This window comes from Streptomyces zaehneri, assembly GCF_032248645.1.
In the GTDB taxonomy this organism is placed as follows: domain Bacteria; phylum Actinomycetota; class Actinomycetes; order Streptomycetales; family Streptomycetaceae; genus Streptomyces; species Streptomyces coriariae.
The window spans coordinates 59,794-74,274 of the sequence record NZ_JASTTJ010000022.1 but is presented as its reverse complement, the minus strand read 5'-3'; the positions used below and the strand labels follow the sequence as shown (position 1 = coordinate 74,274).

Annotated in this window: 13 protein-coding genes; 6 read left to right on the top strand and 7 right to left on the bottom strand. The window is 71.3% G+C overall.

Annotated features, from left to right (window positions below):
- Positions 1–4 precede the first annotated feature (4 nt).
- The 3 genes from QQM72_RS30515 to QQM72_RS30505 all read left to right on the top strand — a co-directional run bounded on the left by QQM72_RS30515 (position 5) and on the right by QQM72_RS30505 (position 3,231).
- Positions 5–655 (top strand): TetR/AcrR family transcriptional regulator C-terminal ligand-binding domain-containing protein, encoded by a 651-nt coding sequence (locus QQM72_RS30515; protein WP_399079215.1) that lies wholly within the window; start codon positions 5–7, stop codon positions 653–655.
- 182 nt (positions 656–837) lie between these two features.
- Positions 838–1,899: an endonuclease/exonuclease/phosphatase family protein gene (locus QQM72_RS30510; RefSeq protein WP_314224061.1), complete on the top strand. Its 1,062-nt coding sequence runs from the start codon at positions 838–840 to the stop codon at positions 1,897–1,899.
- Positions 1,900–2,007: 108 nt separating this feature from the next.
- Positions 2,008–3,231, top strand: a complete 1,224-nt coding sequence (locus tag QQM72_RS30505; RefSeq protein WP_314224060.1) for an MFS transporter — start codon at positions 2,008–2,010, stop codon at positions 3,229–3,231.
- A gap of 52 nt (positions 3,232–3,283) precedes the next feature.
- Here the strand turns inward: QQM72_RS30505 and QQM72_RS30500 are convergent, their stop codons facing one another.
- From QQM72_RS30500 to QQM72_RS30475, 6 genes are all read right to left on the bottom strand, one after another.
- Complete coding sequence (locus QQM72_RS30500) at positions 3,284–3,712, bottom strand: MarR family winged helix-turn-helix transcriptional regulator (RefSeq protein ID WP_314224059.1); 429 nt, start codon at positions 3,710–3,712, stop codon at positions 3,284–3,286.
- Positions 3,712–4,128, bottom strand: coding sequence for an SRPBCC family protein (locus QQM72_RS30495; RefSeq protein WP_314224058.1), 417 nt, complete (start codon positions 4,126–4,128; stop codon positions 3,712–3,714). The genes QQM72_RS30500 and QQM72_RS30495 overlap by 1 nt, the downstream gene beginning before the upstream one ends.
- A gap of 481 nt (positions 4,129–4,609) precedes the next feature.
- The gene (locus tag QQM72_RS30490; protein ID WP_314224057.1) at positions 4,610–6,364 is read right to left on the bottom strand and encodes an NAD+ synthase; all 1,755 of its coding nucleotides are present in this window, start codon (positions 6,362–6,364) and stop codon (positions 4,610–4,612) included.
- Between the two features lie 104 nt (positions 6,365–6,468).
- Positions 6,469–8,409: a S53 family peptidase gene (locus tag QQM72_RS30485; RefSeq protein WP_314224056.1), complete on the bottom strand. Its 1,941-nt coding sequence runs from the start codon at positions 8,407–8,409 to the stop codon at positions 6,469–6,471.
- A 278-nt stretch (positions 8,410–8,687) separates the two neighbouring features.
- Positions 8,688–9,287, bottom strand: a complete 600-nt coding sequence (locus tag QQM72_RS30480) for a DUF305 domain-containing protein (RefSeq protein ID WP_314224054.1) — start codon at positions 9,285–9,287, stop codon at positions 8,688–8,690.
- An 11-nt stretch (positions 9,288–9,298) separates the two neighbouring features.
- A complete protein-coding gene (locus QQM72_RS30475; RefSeq protein WP_314224053.1) occupies positions 9,299–9,868 on the bottom strand; it encodes a DUF3105 domain-containing protein in 570 nt (189 codons plus the stop codon).
- A 315-nt stretch (positions 9,869–10,183) separates the two neighbouring features.
- Between QQM72_RS30475 and QQM72_RS30470 the strand changes: the two genes are divergently transcribed.
- The gene (locus QQM72_RS30470; protein ID WP_314224052.1) at positions 10,184–10,627 is read left to right on the top strand and encodes an RrF2 family transcriptional regulator; all 444 of its coding nucleotides are present in this window, start codon (positions 10,184–10,186) and stop codon (positions 10,625–10,627) included.
- A gap of 382 nt (positions 10,628–11,009) precedes the next feature.
- Complete coding sequence (locus QQM72_RS30465) at positions 11,010–11,276, top strand: DUF6959 family protein (RefSeq protein ID WP_020126760.1); 267 nt, start codon at positions 11,010–11,012, stop codon at positions 11,274–11,276.
- Positions 11,277–11,456: 180 nt separating this feature from the next.
- Here the strand turns inward: QQM72_RS30465 and QQM72_RS30460 are convergent, their stop codons facing one another.
- The gene (locus QQM72_RS30460; RefSeq protein ID WP_314224051.1) at positions 11,457–12,656 is read right to left on the bottom strand and encodes a globin domain-containing protein; all 1,200 of its coding nucleotides are present in this window, start codon (positions 12,654–12,656) and stop codon (positions 11,457–11,459) included.
- 332 nt (positions 12,657–12,988) lie between these two features.
- Between QQM72_RS30460 and QQM72_RS30455 the strand changes: the two genes are divergently transcribed.
- Complete coding sequence (locus QQM72_RS30455; RefSeq protein ID WP_314224050.1) at positions 12,989–14,350, top strand: glutamine synthetase family protein; 1,362 nt, start codon at positions 12,989–12,991, stop codon at positions 14,348–14,350.
- Positions 14,351–14,481 lie beyond the last annotated feature (131 nt).

Genomic DNA, 14,481 nt, shown 5'->3' with positions numbered 1-14,481 from the left:
ACACGTGAGCCTCGACGACAGGGGGGCCACCGTCACGGCGACCGGCGTGAGCGGGGAGCAGCCCGTCCGGGGACGGCCCCGCAGCGAGGCCGTCGAACGGGCCATCATCGAGGGCACGATGAAGCTGCTGGAGGACGGGGTCTCGCTCGCGGAGATCTCCATCGAGCGCATCGCCCGTACCGCCGGTGTCGGCAAGGCCGCCATCTACCGCCGGTGGAGCGGCAAGGAGGAGCTCTTCGTCGACGTGCTGCGCGCCGCCGAACCGCAGGATCCCGAACTCCCCGGCACCTCCATGCGCGACGACCTGGTCGTGCTCCTCGAGGCGCTGCGGCGGCGGGGTCTCGCCAACCGTTCCTCGGCGATCCTGCACAACGTCCACGCCCAGATGAAGAGCAGCCCGAAGATCTGGGCGGCCTACCACAACACGGCGATAGAACCCCGGCGCAGGATGGCCGTCGAGGTCCTGCGCCGGGGTCAGGAGAACGGCGAACTGCGCGCCGACCTGGATGTGGAACTGGTGAACGACATCTTCGTGGGCCCCATGCTCGTCCGCGCGATCATGCGCCCCGACGCCGACCTCCCCGAGGACCTCCCCGCGCGCATCGTCGACACCCTGCTCGCCGGGCTACGCCCCGTCAGTTCACCGACGCGGTAGCCCCAATGTGCGCGTTTCGTCACAGACCGGTCCCTGTCGCCCCGGGCCGGAACCCGTAGGGCCACGCCGGTCGTCCTCGTGCCCGTACGGCCGTCACGGGACGGCGAGATCAAAGCCGATCATCCCCTAGGGTCGTACCCGGGGAAACGGACGGTGTGCAAGGCAGGCAGTGAGGCGACGGTATGGCGCAGCAGGCGTACATGACGGAGACGGACGACAACGGAGGCTCGGGTCCCGAGCCTCGGGGAGTTCGGCTCCGGCGCCTGATCGGCACCCTGTTCGGCCGGATCGGCGCGGGCTGGCGAGGTGATCCGCGCATCTGGCGGCGGGGTCTGGTCCTCACCGGGTTCGCGCTGGCGTTCTCCCTGGTGATGGGGCTGCATTCGCGCATCCCCAACCGCTACGGCAACCTCGGCAGTCTGACGGAGACGTTCCTGCCCTGGATCGGTCTGTTCGTGCCGGTGCTGCTGGTGCTGGCGCTAGTGCGCAAGTCGGCGATCGCGCTGATCGCCGTCGTCCTGCCGGCCGTGGTCTGGCTGAACCTCTTCGGCGGGCTCCTCGTCGACCGGACCGGCAGCGGCGGCGACCTCACCGTCGCGACCCACAACGTCAACGCCGACAACCCGGACCCGGCCGGCACCGCCCGTGACGTGGCCGCGTCCGAGGCCGATGTGCTGGCCCTGGAGGAGCTGACCGCGACGGCGGTGCCGGTGTACGAGAAGGCGCTGGCGGCGACGTACAAGTACCACTCGGTGCAGGGCACGGTCGGCCTGTGGAGCAGGTACCCGCTGAGCGCGGTGAAGCCGGTCGACATCAAGCTGGGCTGGACGCGCGCGATGCGGGCGACGGTCACGACGCCGGAGGGGCAGGTCGCCGTCTACGTCGCCCACCTGCCGTCGGTGCGGGTGAAGCTCCAGGCCGGGTTCACCGCCCGCCAGCGGGACAAGAGCGCGGACGCGCTGGGCGAGGCGATCGCCGACGAGAAGCTGACCCGGGTGGTCCTGCTCGGTGACCTCAACGGCACCATGAACGACCGCTCGCTCAACGCCGTGACCTCCCAGATGCGCTCCACACAGGGCGCGGCGGGCAGCGGGTTCGGCTTCAGCTGGCCCGCGTCGTTCCCGATGGCGCGGATCGACCAGATCATGGTGAAGGGCGTGGAGCCGGTCACCTCCTGGACGCTGCCGCAGACGGGCAGCGATCATCTGCCGGTGGCGGCGCGTGTGAAGGTCACCACACCCTGATCAGGGGGTCACTCGCCGGAATAGCGGGCCGAGGAGACTTTGTTCCGTACTTGAACATACGAGACGTATGCTGAACGGAACCCACTCTCCCTGAAAGGCAAGTCCTTCATGCCCCTGGCCCTGCTCGCCCTGGCCGTGGGTGCCTTCGGAATCGGCACCACGGAGTTCGTGATGATGGGCCTGCTGCCCGATGTCGCGGACGACCTGCATGTCTCGATCCCGACGGCCGGACACCTGGTCTCCTCGTACGCGCTCGGCGTCGTCATCGGCGCGCCGCTGCTCGCCGCGGTCACGGCCCGGATGTCCCGCCGGACCGTCCTGATCTCCCTGATGGGCCTGTTCGTCGTGGGCAACGCCCTGTCGGCCTTCGCCCCCGGCTACGACTCGCTGCTGGCCGCCCGCTTCCTCAGCGGTCTCCCGCACGGCGCGTTCTTCGGAGTCGGCGCGGTGGTGGCCACCAACATGGTCGCCCCGGAACGCAAGGCCCGTTCGGTGTCCCTGATGTTCCTCGGCCTGACCGTCGCCAACATCGCGGGCGTCCCCGTCGCCACCCTCATGGGCCAGCACCTCGGCTGGCGCGCGACCTTCCTCGGCGTCAGCGTGATCGGCCTGGCGGCGATCGCCTCACTGGCCCTGCTGATCCCGCGCGACCACACCCACGCGCCCGCCGTCGGGCTGCGCCGCGAGCTGGCCGCCCTGCGCTCGCTTCCGGTGTGGCTGGCCCTCGGCACGACGGTGGCCGGCTTCGGCGCCCTGTTCTCCGCCTACAGCTACATCACCCCGATGCTGACGGACTCCGCCGGCTACGCCGACTCCAGCGTGACGCTGCTGCTCGCGCTGTTCGGCGTCGGCGCGACGATCGGCAACCTGGTGGGCGGCCGTCTCGCCGACCACGCGATGCGCCCGACCCTGTTCGGCGGCCTGACGTCCCTGGTGGTCGTCCTCGCCCTGTTCCCGCTGCTGATGACGACCGCGTGGGGCGGCGCGCTGGCCGTGGTCCTGCTGGGCGTGGCGGCGTTCGTGACCGGTTCGCCGCTCAACCTGATGGTGATGGAGAAGGCGGCCGCGGGCCCGTCGCTGGCCTCCTCCGCCAACCAGGCCGCGTTCAACATGGCCAACGCCGGCGGCGCCTGGCTCGGCGGCCTGGCCCTCACGGCCGGCCTCGGCGTGACCTCGCCCGCGCTGGCGGGAGCGGTACTGGCGGCCCTGGGTCTGGTCGTGGCGGGCGTCGCGGCCGCGGTCGACGCCCGCCGGACCCCGCTGACCACCGGTCGGGAGCGCGTCGTCGCGACCCACGTGCCGCGGACCGTGGAGGCGGGCGTCCGCCACTGACCTCCCTCCAGGGGTGAGATGCGGTGGCCCGCGACGCGCGGGCCACCGCATCTCAGGTTTCCGGACGGGCCAGGCGGCCGAGCAGGGCCGTCACGTCGTCGCGGGACACCGGCTGGAAGAACAGCGCGTCGGCCCGCTCGACCGCGGCGATCGCGCGCGGGGCCAGGTCGGCGCCCGTGTCGGTGACGCGCAGCCTTTTGGCGCGGGTGTCGGCCGGGTCGACCTCACGCTCGACGAGCCCCTTGGCTTCCAGGGTGCGCAGCACCTGGGAGGTCATCTTGACGTCCGTGCCGGCCTGACGGGCGAGGGCCAGCTGGTTGGGGTGCTCGCCCTGCGTGTTGAGCCACCAGGCGCAGGCGAGCAGCACGAACTGCACGTGGGTGAGATCCAGTGGGGCCAGGGCGGCGGCCATCTCGCGCTGCCAGCGCAGGGTGGTGTGCCACAGCAGGAATCCGGGGCTCTCGCCGGGGCTGAGCGGCATCAGCGCTGGGCCAGTCCGGCCAGCGCGGCCATGGTGTCGGGCCAGTCGGCCGTGATGGCCGGGCCGATCTGCGGGCCGGCCTCGTCCGCGCCGGCGCCGGTGATCTCCATCCGGTACACCACCCGGACCCGGCCTCCGTCGATCCGGTCGATCCGGTGGGCGGTGCGCGGCAGCAGGTCGCCGAAGCGTGCCTCGTCCACGAACCGTTCGCCTTCGACGGCCTCGGCGACGCGCAGCACGATCGCGTCGTCCCCGGGCGGTGTCATGGTGATCTGCGCGCCCTCGGCGAACGGGCCGTCGATCTCGATCCTCTCGATCTCCGCGTTCCAGATCCCCCAGTTCGGCACATCGGCCCAGAGCCGCCAGATCGCCTCGGGCGTGGCGCCGGTCTCGATGCTGTGCTCGTACTCCCACATGCGGGCCTCCTCGACCAGATGATGTGTTCGTAGATTATCTGCGCGAAGACTAAATGTCGAGAGCGGATCATCGGACTCGGTGGCGTTCCGGGAGGCGGCGATGCCGGAGCCGCAGCCGCAGGTCGGGGCGCAGCCGCGGGTGTGGGGTGGGTGCCGGTCCTGGCGCGACGGGCGAGGCCCGAGGCGGCATGGCCGGGGCGCGCCACGTGGTTGTCCGTCGCCAGAGCAGCCGTGGGGGGGGGCCCCCCGGGCGCCCGGGTCCCCCGCCACGGCGGAAGCAGCGGCCGTCCCGTCGCCCGGCTTCGCGTCCGTCGGGGCGGCCGTGTGGGTCGGCAGCATGGGGCGAGGCACCTGTGTCGGTGGGTCGGCGGTGGGCGGTGGGCGGTGGGCGCCCCAGGGTGTGGTGCCCCGGGGCGTCAGGTGTTCCCGGCCGGGGTCCTGCCGGCCCGCCCTGGTCGTCAGGTGGGCCGGCAGGCGGCCGTCAGACCGACTCGCGCCAGCCGTTCGTGATCGGCAGGCGGCGGTCCTTGCCGAAGCCCTTCGCCGAGATCTTCGTGCCCGGCGGGTACTGGCGCCGCTTGTACTCGGCGGTGTCCACCATGCGGAGCGTCTTGACGACCAGCTCACGGTCGTAGCCCGCCGCGACGATCGCGTCCGCGCCCTGGTCCCGGTCGACGTACAGCTCGAGGATCGCGTCCAGGACGGGGTAGTCCGGGAGCGAGTCGGTGTCGACCTGGCCGGGGCGCAGCTCCGCGCTCGGCGGCTTGGTGATCGAGTTCTCGGGGATCGGCGGGGTCTGGCCCCGCTCCGCCGCGGCGCGGTTGCGCCACTCCGCGAGCCGGAAGATCCACGTCTTGTAGACGTCCTTGATGGGGCCGTACGCGCCGACCGAGTCGCCGTACAGGGTCGAGTAGCCGACCGCCAGCTCCGACTTGTTGCCGGGGGCGAGGACGATGTGGCCCTCCTGGTTGGAGACGGCCATCAGCAGGGTCCCGCGCAGCCGTGACTGGAGGTTCTCCTCCGCCAGACCCGTCAGGCCGAGCGAGCCCATGTAGGCGTCGAACATCGGCTCGATCGGGACCGTGCGGAAGTTCAGGCCGGTCCGGCGCGCCAGCTCAGCCGCGTCGCCCTTCGAGTGCTCGGAGGAGTACTTCGACGGCATCGACACGCCGTACACGTTCTGCGCGCCCACCGCGTCGCACGCGATCGCCGCGACGAGCGCCGAGTCGATACCGCCCGACAGTCCGATGAGCACCGACCGGAAGCCGTTCTTCGCGACGTACGCGCGCAGGCCCACGACCAGCGCCGAGTAGATCTCCTCGGCGTCGTCCAGCCGCTCCGCGTACCCGCCGCTCAGCTCGGGCTCGTACGCCGGGACGGGGTCCTGCGACACCACGACGCGGTCGATGCGCAGCCCGTCGTCCACGACACCCGTGGGAGCGTCGGCGGAGGCCGCCGGCAGGTCGAGGTCCAGGACCACGCACCCTTCGGAGAACTGCGGCGCCCGCGCCACGACCTCGCCGTCGCGGTCGACGACGATCGAGTCGCCGTCGAAGACCAGCTCGTCCTGGCCGCCGATCATCGCGAGGTAGGCGGTGGTGCAGCCGGCCTCCTGGGCCCGCTTGCGGACCAGCTCCAGACGGGTGTCGTCCTTGTCGCGCTCGTAGGGGGAGGCGTTGATGGACAGCAGCAGACCCGCCTCGGCGGAACGCGCCGCGGGCACCCGGCCGCCGTCCTGCCAGAGGTCCTCGCAGATCGCGAGGGCCACGTCGACGCCGCGCACCCGCAGGACCGGCATGGTGTCGCCCGGCACGAAGTAGCGGAACTCGTCGAAGACGCCGTAGTTCGGGAGGTGGTGCTTGGCGAAGGTCAGGATCACCTCGCCGCCGTGCAGCACCGCCGCCGCGTTGCGCGGCGAGCCGGCCGGGCGGCCGAACTTGGGCCGGCCGCCCTCGGACCGGTCGAGGTAGCCGACGACCACCGGCAGGTCGCCGAAGCCCTCGTCGGCGAGGCGGACGGCGAGTTCGCGCAGCGCCGTGCGGGAGGCCTCGACGAAGGAGGAGCGCAGGGCGAGGTCCTCGACGGGGTACCCGGTGAGCGCCATCTCCGGGAACGCCACGAGATGCGCTCCCTGCTCGGCGGAGTGCCGGGTCCAGCGGAGGATCGTTTCGGTGTTGCCGACGAGGTCGCCGACGCGCGAGTCGATCTGGTTCAGAGCGAGACGAAGTTGAGGCACGCGCATCAGTGTAATCGTCAATGCGACGCGATGGGGGGCGCGGGGTGTTGGATACCCCACGCCCCCTCCGCGTCCGACGTGCGCACGGCACGCGGACGACCTGCTCAGCGGCGGCGGTACGACTCCACGTAACCGTTTGCGGGCGTACCCACGCCGGTGACGTCGTCGTAGCCCTTCACGGCGGACAGCGAGCTGTCCTTGCCGAGGCTGCGGACCGAGGTCAGCAGCCCGTCCGTCGCGTCGTAGCCGTTGGCGAAGTCGACGCGCGCGACCGCGAGCCCGGACCCGGTCGGGTTGTCCGTGACGTCGTGGTAGACCCGCGAGCCGTACTTGGAGTAGATCGTCGGGTTGGCGAAGCCGATCGCCTTGCCGCCGCGCGCCTCCTGGCCCAGGGCCTGCACGGCCGCGATGACCGGTGCGGCCAGCGAGGTGCCGCCGATGCGGTACTCGCTGTACTGCTCGGTCCCGTCCGGGAAGGTCTGGGTCTGGCCGACCCTGAAGCCGGTGTTCGGGTCGGCGATCGCCGAGATGTCCGGGACGACGCGGTTGCCTGCGGCGCTGTTGGCCGTGGCGAGCGCCTTCGGGACGACACCCTTCTGGTAGTACGGCTCGGCGACGGTCTTGCTGGTGCCGCCGCCCGCCCCCGAGGTGTACGCGCCCGGGAAGTCCGTCCAGCTCTTGCCGTCGGCCGACAGCGAGGCCTTGTCGGTGCCCCAGCCGGTCTCCCACAGGTACTTGTCGTTCTTGCCGACCGCCAGCGAGGTACCGCCGACCGCCGTCACCCACGCGGAGTTGGCCGGGGTGTCGACCTGCTTCGTCCCGGTGTTCGCGACCTCGTCGCCGTTGTCGCCGGAGGAGAAGTAGAAACCGATTCCCTCGACCGCGCCGAACTGGAACACCTGGTCGTAGGCGGCCGCGAGGTCCGGCGTCTGGTTGGCCTCGATGTCGCCCCACGAGTTGGAGACGATGTCGGCCAGGTGGTTGTCGACGATCTTGCTGAGCGAGTCGAGCAGATCGTCGTCGTAGCAGGACGCGGCGCCCACGTACGTGACGTTCGCGGCCGGTGCGACCGCGTGCACGGCCTCGACGTCGAGGGTCTCCTCGCCGTACCAGCCGGCCGCCCCGCACTCCTCGGTCCGGGTGTAGTCCGACGGCAGGACCTGGGTCAGCTGCCCGGTCTTCCAGCGCGCGTCACCGTGCGCCTTCGCGTAGGTGGCCGCGTCGTAGGCGATCGTCGGCGAGGCGTACGCGTCGGTGATGGCGATGCGCACCCCCTTGCCGGTGTAGCCGCCCGCGCCGTACGCGGCCCGCAGCTGCTTGCCGGTGTACCCCTGCACGGCGTACGGGATCTTCTTTCCGTACGCCGAGGGGAGGGTGCTCGCGGTGTTGGAGCCGTAGTACGACGAGAACGGCCCGGAGTTCTTGAACACCGCGTCCGGCGGCGGCAGCTGGTCCTTGGACGCGGCCTTGTGCGGTGCGTTGTCCAGGCCGGTGACGGTCAGGACGGCGCCGTCCAGGCTCGCCGGAGCCGAGGCCGACCTCGACGGCGCGCGGTAGGTCCTGCCGCCCTTGGTGTAGTTGTGCAGCTGGGTGCCGAACGCCTTCTCGACGGCCGCCACTTCACCGCTGACCGACAGATAGTGCCGGGTCGTGCCGGTGATCTTCAGCCCGGCCGCCGTCAGCCACGACCTGACCGCGACCACCTGGGCCTCGGTCGCGCCGAAGCGGGCCTGGGACTGCTGGGCGGAGAGGTACTTGCCGTAGGCGGGCGAGGCGGGGTCGGACACGGCCTTCGCGTACGCGGCGAGGCCGGCGGCGTCCCGTCCCGCGAGGTAGACGCGGGCGGAGACCGGGGCACTGTCCGAGGTCGAGCCCTTGTCCGCCTTCGCCGTGGCCCACGCGGGCTTGGTCCCGGCCAGCGTGTCACGGGTCGGGCTGTCGGCGGCGTGCGCGGCGGGTATGCCGAGCGCCAGCGCGCCGGCGATCATGGGCAGTGTCGCTGCCATGCTCGCTCCGGCGCGCAGCGCGGCGCGGTTGGATCTCATAGGACCCCCTGTATGTGGTTCGACGCGAGTGGATCACTCGGCGTGCTGGCCACTCTTGCGATGAACCGTTCATGCCAGGGGAATGCGAACACCAAGAAGCGCCCAAGTGACCGCTTGCTGGGCTGATTTGACGGATACGTCCGCGAAATCGAGGGAAAACCCTATGGGTTGCGTCGGGGTTGCGTTGAGTCGACTTGAGTCGCCTTGCTTTGGACTGAGTTGACCCGGATCGGTATCGGGATCGAGTGGGCGGGGCCGGGCCGGGACGGGGGCGTCGGCTAAGGCTTGGCCCCGCGGGCCTTCAGCATGTCCGTCATCAGGTCGATCTCCGACTGCTGCGCCTCGACCATGCCCTGCGCGAGCCGCTTCTCCACCCCGACCGAGCACTTGGCGACACACCCCTCGGCCATGTGGATGCCGCCCTTGTGGTGGTCGGTCATGAGCTGGAGGTAGAAGATCTCGGCCTGCCTGCCGTTGAGCGTGCCGAGCTTCGTCAGCTCGGTGTCGGTGGCCATGCCGGGCATGAGCGCGCCGTCCTCGCCGTCGGTCATCCCGCCCATGCCCATCCAGGACATGGGCCCGTCGGACGACACCTTCGGCAGGCCCCAGAGGTCCAGCCACCCGAGCAGCATGCCGCGCTGGTTGGCCTGCGTCTGCGCGATGTCGTAGGCCAGCCGCCGGACGTCCTCGTCGGTCGTCCGGTCCCGCACGATGTACGACATCTCGACGGCCTGCTGGTGGTGCACCGCCATGTCCCGGGCGAACCCGGCGTCGGCGGAGCCGGCGGCGGGCGGTGCGTCGTCCGCCGCGCCGTCCTCGGCGACGGAGTAGGTGATGGCCCCGGCGGCGACGAGCACTCCGGCCACGGCCACCGCCACTCCCGCGTACCTCACTTCGACAGACCGCCCGTGCAGGCGGCGCCCGGCTCGGGCGTCTGCTCGCCCTGCACGAACTTCTCGAGGAACGTGTCCACGTTCGGGTCGCTCGCGCTCGTCACCGTGCGCTGGTGCCCCCACGCGGTGAGCATGATCGGGTCGGCCTGGGCGTCGTCCGGGCTCATGAGCGTGTAGGGCGTCTTCTCGACCTTGGCGGCGAGGGCGTCGACGTCGGCCTTGCTCGCCTTGCTGTTGTACGTCACCCACACCGCGCCGTGCTCGAGCGAGTGCACGGCGTTCATGTTGTCGAGGGCCCTGGTGTAGACGTCACCGTCGCAGTTCATCCAGACCTGGTTGTGGTCCCCGCCGACGGGGGGCTCGGCCGGGTACTTCACGGTCTTGGTGACGTGGGTGCGCCCGAGCGTGCCCTTCCACGTCTTGACCCCGTCCGCACCGGTGACGAAGTGACCCGAGGCCGCCTTGCCGTCGGCGGCGGTGTCCTTGTCGTCGCCGGACTGCGACTTCACGACGAACACACCACCGGCGACCAGCGCGACCACGGCGACGACACTGCCGCCGATCACGAGAAACCGGTTACGCCGCTCGCGGACCTACTCGGCCCGCCGCATCTCCTCTATGCGCGCCTTGCGTGCCGCGCTGCCGGTCTTGTTGGCGGAACCCATGAGGCCTGTCCTTCTGGGGAAAAGGGGCGGGACGGTCGGGGTGTGCGAGTCCGCTGATCGTAATGGGGATACGGGGAAAGTCGTAGACGGGTCACAGCCAAGAGACGGGCGACGGCCACGGTCGGGCGGGGGTGGCGTGGGCAGGGCCGGGCGCGGGGGGAGGGGGTTCGGGCGAATAATTTGAACCGGAGATGCGCATTATCTACGCTTCCTCCCATGCGGCTGTTGCGATCCACCGACCTGGCACTGCGCGTCCTCATGCGGCTCGCGGTGGCGGGCGACACCCCGGAGGCCACCCCCACCACCCGTGACGTGGCGGCCGCCATGGAGGTCCCCTACACCCACGCGGCCAAGGTCGTCGCCGAGCTCCAGCACATGGGCCTGCTGGAGGCCCGACGGGGCAGGGGCGGCGGCCTGGCCCTGACCGACCGGGGCCGCGCCGCCTCCGTCGGTACGGTGGTGCGCGCCTTCGAGGGGGACGGCGACGTCGTCGACTGCGAGGGCGCCACCCCCTGCCCCCTGGCCCGGGCCTGCCGGCTGCGCGGCGCCCTGCGCCGGGCTCAGGAGGCGTTCTTCGCCTCCCTGGACCCGATCACGGTCGCGGACATCGTGGCGGAACCCACGGGGCCGCTGCTGCTCGGGATCTCGAGGCTCGCCTGATTCCACGGGCGTCGTACGGGCCGGCGCCGTGGGCCCGCCCTGTGCGGTTCCGTGCGGTTCCGCGGCGTACGGGTCGGCGTCGTACGGGTCGGGTCGCTCACGCCGGTTCCGTGGGGGTCGGTGACGAGGCCGGGGCGCCGCGCACGTCCGCGTGGATCGCCTTCGTACGCCCGCCACCTCGCCGGCCGGGCGGTCTCGTACGGCTCCGGGGCGAGGACGCGGAGGGCGAGGAGGCCCGGCCGTCGGTCGGTGACCACCGCGGCCGGATCCCTGTTCGCACCCCACGTCAGCCCCGGTTTCCGGGTCCCGCCTGTCCCATCCTTCACGCTTTCCCCTGGCAATGCGGTTGTCGCCACATCGCCGGGCCGGATTGGATGGCCCGATGGAACGCATCGAAGCAGAGCTGTTCACCGCCGGCGGCAACAACGCCGTAGTCCGCCTGCCCGGCCGACGCTTCCCCGGGGTTCTGGTGCAGGGCGACTCCCTGCACATCCTCCGCACCGACATGGCGGAGCTGGTGGAGGCGTGCGACCGCGGTGACCTGGGAGACGCCCGCGACGCCGCCGGGCTCCTCCTGGCCGGCCTCGACGCCCTGCTGGAGCGCTACGGCGCCGCGTTGGACGAGCACGAGATACCGCGGCCGTACTGAGCCGGGCCGCCCGCACCCGTTCCCGTGGCCGCGCCCCGCCCGGCGCCGCGACCCCGGGCTCGCCGCGGTCGGTGTACCCGGCGGCGGTCACGCCCCGCACCGCCGTGGTGGCCGGCGGGATGTCCGAGCTGAGCCGGGCGGGTGCGGCGAGGGCGGGGCGGGTGTCCTGCGGGCCCTTTCTCAGGCCTGTGCCAGCCACAGGTCCGGGCCGAACACCTCGTAGTGCACGTCCGCCGGGGCGACCCCCTTCTCGATCAGCTGCGCCCGCACCGCCCGCATGAACGGCAGCGGACCGCACAGGTACGCGCGCGTGCCCGGCGCGACGGGGACGTCCGTGAGGTCGGCCAGACCCGTCCGGGCGTGCGCCGGGGCCTCCCGCTCGTACCAGAGGTGCACGGACGCGTCCGGCAGCTTCGCCGCATACGCCTCGTGGTCCGTGCGCAGGGCGTGGTCCGCGGGGGAGCGGTCGGCGTGGACGACCGTGACCGGCGCGTCGTGGCCGCTGGCGGCGAGGTGGGCCAGCATCGCCACGATCGGGGTGACGCCTATGCCGGCCGAGGCGAGGAGCACAGGGGTGCCCGCGGCGTCGGCGAGGACGAGATCGCCGTACGGCTCGGAGAGTTCCAGCACGCTGCCCTCACGCACGCACGCGTGGAGGTGGTTCGAGACCTCGCCCTCCGGTGTCGTGGCCCCGCCGGGCACCCGCTTGACGCTGATCCGGCGCACGTCGGCCCCCGGTGCGCCGGAGAGGCTGTACTGCCGTATCTGGCGTGCTCCGTCGGGCAGTTGCGTGCGGACGGACACGTACTGGCCCGCGCGGAAGTCCCGTACCGGTGCGCCGTCGACCGGGCGCAGGCCGAAGGTGACGACGTCCTCGGTCTCCCGGACGCGTTCCACGACCTCCCACTCGCGCCACGCGGCGCCCCCGCTCTCCTCGTACAGGCGGCGCTCGATCGCGATCAGCGCGTTCGCCATCAGCCAGTAGACCTCGTCCCAGGCCGCGGCGACCTCGGGGGTGACCGCCTCGCCCAGGACGTCGGCGATGGCGGCGAAGAGGTGCTCGTGGACGACCTCGTACTGCTCGGGCGCGATGCCGAGGGAGGCGTGCTTGTGGGCGATCCGGGTGAGCATCGCGTCGGGGCGGTCCTGCGGGCGGTCCTGCGCGGGCTGGACGAGATGCGTGGCGAAGGCGGCTATGGACCCGGCCAGCGCCTGGCGCTGGGTGCCCGCCGCCTGGTTGCCGCGGTTGAACAGGTCCCGGAGGAGTTCCGGATGCGCCGCGAAGAGGCCGGCGTAGAAGCGCTCGGTGATCTCGCCGATGGCCGCGCCCACGGCGGGCAGGGTGGCGCGGACGGTGGCAGCGGACTGTTCGGACAGCATCGGGGCTCCTCAAAGCTCACTCGGTGTTCTGCTGTCCGGCACGGTAGTTAAACTTGCATCTGAGATGCAAATTAAACGGGTGTGGCGGGACGGAGGGGGTGGGGCATTACGGATGTCGGTGCGAGCAGGCAAGATGGGCAGCAGGGCAGTACGCCCGCCGGACGTGCGGCGGTACATCTGCCGGACGTGCGGCGTTCAGGCCCGGGTCGCCGAGGCGATCATGGTCGGCAACGCGCATGAAATGGTGTTGTGGTGTGATGCTCGGGTGCCCGACCGCCTCTCCGTGGGACGGGAAACAGGCGGCCTGACCAGCAAGGATGGGGAAGCGCAAGATGGACAAGCAGCAGGAGTTCGTGCTCCGGACGTTGGAGGAGCGCGACATCCGGTTCGTACGGCTGTGGTTCACGGACGTGCTGGGCTTCCTCAAGTCCGTCGCCGTGGCCCCGGCCGAGCTCGAACAGGCCTTCGACGAGGGCATCGGTTTCGACGGCTCCGCGATCGAGGGCTTCGCCCGGGTCTACGAGTCCGACATGATCGCGAAGCCGGATCCGTCCACCTTCCAGGTGCTGCCCTGGCGCGCCGAGGCCCCCGGTACCGCCCGGATGTTCTGCGACATCCTCATGCCGGACGGCTCGCCGTCCTTCGCGGACCCGAGGTACGTGCTGAAGCGCGCCCTGGCGCGCGCCTCCGACCTGGGCTTCACCTTCTACACCCACCCGGAGATCGAGTTCTTCCTGCTGAAGAACAAGCCGACCGACGGCTCCCGGCCGACCCCGGCCGACAACTCCGGCTACTTCGACCACACCCCGCAGAACGTGGGCATGGACTTCCGCCGCCAGGCGATCACCATGCTCGAGTCGATGGGCATCTCGGTCGAGTTCTCCCACCACGAGGGCGCCCCCGGCCAGCAGGAGATCGACCTGCGCTACGCCGACGCGCTCTCCACGGCCGACAACATCATGACGTTCCGCCTGGTCATGAAGCAGGTCGCGCTGGAGCAGGGGGTCCAGGCGACCTTCATGCCGAAGCCGTTCTCCGAGCACCCCGGCAGCGGCATGCACACGCACCTCTCCCTCTTCGAGGGTGACCGCAACGCCTTCTACGAGTCGGGCGCGGAGTACCAGCTCTCCAAGGTCGGCCGGTCCTTCATCGCCGGTCTGCTGAAGCACGCCGCCGAGATCGCCGCCGTCACCAACCAGTGGGTCAACTCCTACAAGCGCATCTGGGGCGGCTCCGAGCGCACGGCCGGCGCGGGCGGCGAGGCGCCGTCGTACATCTGCTGGGGCCACAACAACCGCTCCGCGCTGGTCCGCGTGCCGATGTACAAGCCCGGCAAGACGGGCTCCGCGCGCATCGAGGTCCGCTCACTCGACTCCGGCACCAACCCGTACCTCGCCTACGCCATGCTCCTTGCGGCCGGCCTCAAGGGCGTCGAGGAGGGCTACGAGCTTCCGCCGGGCGCCGAGGACGACGTCTGGGCCCTTTCCGACGCCGAGCGCCGCGCGATGGGCATCGAGCCCCTCCCGCAGAACCTGGGCGAGGCCCTGAGCCTGATGGAGCGCAGCGACCTCGTCGCCGAGACCCTCGGCGAGCACGTCTTCGACTTCTTCCTGCGCAACAAGCGCCAGGAGTGGGAGGAGTACCGCAGCGAGGTCACGGCCTTCGAGCTGCGGAAGAACCTGCCGGTGCTGTAGGGGCAGGCCGGAGCGGGTTTCCCGCTGTGACGAGACGTGGGGCCGACGGTCGTGGACCGTCGGCCCCACGGCGTCTCACCGGTTCCGGGCCGTCTCCGGGCCGTCCGGCCCCGAAGACGGCGCCTCCCGCA

Bases quoted from the DNA above. Each gene is read 5' to 3' on its own strand.
- QQM72_RS30510 (WP_314224061.1), top strand. From the start codon at position 838: ATGGCGCAGCAGGCGTACATGACGGAGACGGACGACAACGGAGGCTCG.
- QQM72_RS30505 (WP_314224060.1), top strand. From the start codon at position 2,008: ATGCCCCTGGCCCTGCTCGCCCTGGCCGTGGGTGCCTTCGGAATCGGC.
- QQM72_RS30500 (WP_314224059.1), bottom strand. From the start codon at position 3,712: ATGCCGCTCAGCCCCGGCGAGAGCCCCGGATTCCTGCTGTGGCACACC.
- QQM72_RS30495 (WP_314224058.1), bottom strand. From the start codon at position 4,128: ATGTGGGAGTACGAGCACAGCATCGAGACCGGCGCCACGCCCGAGGCG.
- QQM72_RS30485 (WP_314224056.1), bottom strand. From the start codon at position 8,409: ATGAGATCCAACCGCGCCGCGCTGCGCGCCGGAGCGAGCATGGCAGCG.
- QQM72_RS30470 (WP_314224052.1), top strand. From the start codon at position 10,184: ATGCGGCTGTTGCGATCCACCGACCTGGCACTGCGCGTCCTCATGCGG.
- QQM72_RS30465 (WP_020126760.1), top strand. From the start codon at position 11,010: ATGGAACGCATCGAAGCAGAGCTGTTCACCGCCGGCGGCAACAACGCC.
- QQM72_RS30460 (WP_314224051.1), bottom strand. From the start codon at position 12,656: ATGCTGTCCGAACAGTCCGCTGCCACCGTCCGCGCCACCCTGCCCGCC.
- QQM72_RS30455 (WP_314224050.1), top strand. From the start codon at position 12,989: ATGGACAAGCAGCAGGAGTTCGTGCTCCGGACGTTGGAGGAGCGCGAC.